Here is a 4,094-nt window from a genome sequence, read left to right as displayed (position 1 = left end):
GCGCGGTCGGCTTCGGCATGCGCCGGCGCCAGGCGCGTACGGCGCCGCGCCTGCAAGCTGCCTGAACTAAGATCGACTTTGGTCGATAAGGGAGGGCCGTCGCTGCATTCGCGGCGGCGGCCCTTTACTTGACGGTCCGGTTCTCAGGCGTGCCGTTCATGCCTATTGCCGCCAGGATCGCGAGCGGTGCCGGATCTTTTGGCCGATAGGCCAGCGCCGCTTCCGCTTCACGCTGCGCTCCGACGCGATCGCCACTTGCCAACACTGCCGCCGCCAGGTCGCGCCGCACCGGATAATACCAGGCCGGCGGATCGGCGAATGAGCTGAACTCCTTGGTCTCCTGCAACTCCGCCGCCTGCTGGAACGCCAACGACGCTTCGCCCGGTCGATGCTCGATCATCGCCGCCCGCCCGACCAGCACATTGCGGGCGATGAAGCTTAGCTCCGACGCCTGCCGCGAGGCATCGTCCTCATCGCCGACCGTCACGCTGCGGATCGCCGCTGCCTCCATTCGCACACCCGCCGCATCACCCTTGCGTGCCAGGGCCTCGCCGCGCGCATAATGCCACGCAGCGGTCAGGACCGGCAGCTTGGGCTGCGGCAGCGCCAGCACCTCTGTCGCCGGCGCGAAGCGCGCCATCGCGAAATAGCCGTTGGCCGCGATGATCTGGCTATACGCCCCCGCTTCCGCGCGCGCCTGCGAGCGCAGCACCAGCGGCCGCCCGAGATAGAGCGCCGTCTTCGCATCTCCCGCCTCGAGCGCCCCGCCCAGCCCGAACGTCACATTATGCGCATGATAGGGCAGTCCCCACACCCCGTCGGGCGGTCCCAGCCCCAGCGCCTTGGCATTCTCGATCCCCAGCGCAACCGCCTTCATATTGGCGTCGGCGGCGTCCTGATAGCGCCCGACCCAATAGAAAGTGTGGCTCGGCATATGGACCAGGTGGCTAGCGTGCGGCGCGAGCGCCGCCAGCCGGTCGGCATAGGGCTCGGCCAGCGCCGGCTGTCCCGCCAGTTCGCTCGCATGGATATAGAAATCGATCGCCGGCGTATAGTCGGGACGGCGCCTCAGCACCGGCTCCAGCAGGCTCATCGCCAGTTGCGCGTTGAGCCTGCCTTCGTCGCTATGCTTGGCTGCGGTCATCAGCCAGGCGTCGGCTGCCATCACCGCTATCTCGTCGTCGGCCGCATAGCGATCGGCCAGGATTTCCATCGATTTGGCGAAGTTCAGCGCGGCACGGTCAGCATCGCCTGCCTTGTAGCGCAGCCGCAGCGCCTCGATCAGCGCCTTCTCGCGGTCGGTCCCGGCCACTTTCGCCAAGGCTGCCGCCTTGTCGGCCTCCTCAGCCAGCGGAGCGATCTCGTCGCTCGACTTGCCATAGTTGATCGTCGGTCCCGACGCCCACGCCTCGCCCCACCGGCACATCGCGCAATCGGGGTCGAGCCGGACGGCTTCGGCCATCGCCTTGATCGCCGCCTTATGGGCAAAGGCGTGGGCTAGTTGCATCCCATTGTCGAAAAATGCCTGTGCCTGCGGCACCTTGGTCGTGATCGGGAACCCGCCGCCGCCATAGCCGGCCATGATCCGCGCGCTCGTCGGCGCGGCCATGTCGCCATGATTCATCGCTGCCAATTCGGAATGCGGTGCAGGCGGGGAGGGTGGAGCCTGGGCGCTCACGAGCGTCGCGGCACCGGCCAGCAAGATCAATGTGAATCGCATGACGAATCCCCCTCTCGCCGATCGATAGCACCGACTTTTCGCTTGCGGGAGTGGCGGCTGAGCGAGGGCGACTCGCTCGGCCATCAGACGCTGGCGCTTGCCGCACCGCACTACGCCATTTACATCGCGCTCATGAGCAGCTCGACCAACGATATTCGCCGTTCCTTTCTCGACTATTTCGGAGGGCAGGGACACGCCCGCGTTCCCTCCGCGCCGCTGGTGCCGCACAACGACCCGACACTGATGTTCGTCAACGCCGGCATGGTCCCGTTCAAGAACGTCTTCACCGGCCTCGAATCCCGCCCGTACATCACTGCCGTCAGCAGCCAGAAGTGCGTCCGCGCCGGCGGCAAGCACAATGATCTCGACAATGTTGGCTATACCGCGCGCCACCATACCTTCTTCGAAATGCTCGGCAATTTCTCGTTCGGCGACTATTTCAAGGAACAGGCAATCATCCACGCCTGGACCCTGCTGACGAAGGAGTGGGGCCTGTCGCCCGACCGTCTCACCGCCACCGTCTATCATACCGACGACGAGGCGTTCGACCTGTGGCGCAGGATCGCCAGCCTGCCCGAATCTCGCATCATCCGCATTGCCACCAAGGATAATTTCTGGGCGATGGGCGACGACGGTCCGTCCGGTCCCTGTTCGGAAATCTTCTACGACCACGGCGACCATATCCTCGGCGGCCCGCCCGGATCGCCCGACGAGGACGGCGACCGCTTCGTCGAAATCTGGAACCTCGTCTTCATGCAATATGAGCAGGTCGGCGGCGAAGTCGTTGGCGACCTTCCGAAAAAGTCGATCGACACCGGCATGGGACTGGAGCGAATCGCCGCCGTTATGCAGGGCGTGCCCGACAATTACGACACCGACACGTTCAAGGCGCTGATCGCCGAAAGCGAGGCGCTGACGAAGACCACCGCCGAGGGCGACCGCAAGGCCAGCCATCGCGTCATCGCCGATCATCTGCGCACCAGCGGCTTCCTCGTCGCCGACGGCGTCCTCCCGGCCAACGAGGGGCGCGGCTATGTCCTGCGCCGGATCATGCGCCGCGCGATGCGCCACGCCCACCTCCTCGGAGCGGCCGAACCGCTGATGCACCGCCTCGTCCCTGCGCTCGTCGCCGAAATGGGCGCCGCCTACCCCGACCTCGTCCGCGCCCAGGCCGCGATCGAATCGACCCTTGCCCAGGAAGAGGTCCAGTTCCGCCGCACCCTGACCAACGGTCTGCGCCTGCTCGACGAGGCGACCGCGACCCTGCCCGAAGGTGGCACGCTGCCCGGCGCGACCGCGTTCAAGCTCTACGACACGTTCGGCTTTCCCTATGACCTGACCGAGGATGCCCTTCGCGCCCGCGGCCTCGCCGTCGACCGCACCGGTTTCGACCAGTCGATGGCCGCGCAGAAAGCCGCCGCCCGCGCCGCGTGGAAAGGCTCGGGCGAACGCGCCTCCGACGACCTTTGGTTCGACCTGGTCGAGGAACATGGCACGACCGAATTCACCGGCTATTCGGGCCATGAAGGCGAGGGCATCGTCCTCGCGCTGGTCAAGGACGCCGCCCGCGTCGATCAGGCGGGCGAAGGCGACACCGTCACCGTCATTCTCAACCAGACGCCGTTCTACGGCGAAAGCGGAGGGCAGGTCGGCGACGCCGGAAAACTTTCCGCGACCAATGGTCTCACCGCCATCGTTGAGGATACGTCGAAACCGCTCGGCAAGCTTCACGCGCTGCGCGCCAAGATCGCCGTCGGCACGGTCAAGCTCGGCGACACGCTCCAGCAATCGGTCGATGTCGAGCGTCGCAACGCCGTCCGCGCCAACCACAGCGCCACGCACCTGCTCCACGCCGCGCTGCGCCACCGCCTTGGCGACCATGTCACGCAGAAGGGCAGCCTCGTCGCCGCCGACCGCCTGCGCTTCGATTTCTCTCACAACGGCGCGCTGACCCCCGCCGACATCGCCGCGATCGAGGCCGAGGTGAACGCCCAGATCCGCCGCAACCAGCCCGTCACGACCCGCCTGATGACCCCCGACGACGCCATCGCTGCCGGAGCCGTGGCCCTGTTCGGCGAGAAATACGGCGACGAAGTGCGCGTGCTGTCGATGGGGCAGGGCGACGACGCCTCCTACTCGACCGAATTGTGCGGCGGCACCCACGTCGCGGCGCTCGGCGACATCGCTCTGTTCAAGATTATCGCCGAATCCGCCGTCTCCTCGGGCATCCGCCGCATCGAGGCGCTGACGGGAGAGGCCGCGCGCCTGTGGCTGGTCGATCGCGACGCCCGCCTGCGCGAAGTCGCCGCCACTCTCAAGGCCAGCCCAGACGAAGTCCCCGCGCGCGTGGCCGCCCTGATCGAGGCGAATCGGC

The 4,094-nt window shown here is 66.8% G+C and carries 2 protein-coding genes; one reads left to right on the top strand and one right to left on the bottom strand.

Going from position 1 to position 4,094, the window contains the following annotated elements:
* Positions 1-124 precede the first annotated feature (124 nt).
* The gene (locus tag RMN84_RS07900) at positions 125-1,720 is read right to left on the bottom strand and encodes a hypothetical protein (RefSeq protein WP_309611629.1); all 1,596 of its coding nucleotides are present in this window, start codon (positions 1,718-1,720) and stop codon (positions 125-127) included.
* Positions 1,721-1,852: 132 nt separating this feature from the next.
* On the opposite strand from RMN84_RS07900, the gene alaS reads away from it, so the two are divergent.
* Positions 1,853-4,094 (top strand): alanine--tRNA ligase (gene alaS, locus RMN84_RS07895; protein WP_309611630.1); only part of this gene is annotated, 2,242 nt, incomplete at its 3' end.

Source organism: Sphingomonas sp., assembly GCF_031380695.1.
Classification (GTDB): Bacteria; Pseudomonadota; Alphaproteobacteria; order Sphingomonadales; family Sphingomonadaceae; genus Sphingomicrobium.
This window is presented reverse-complemented; position numbering and strand designations above follow the sequence as displayed.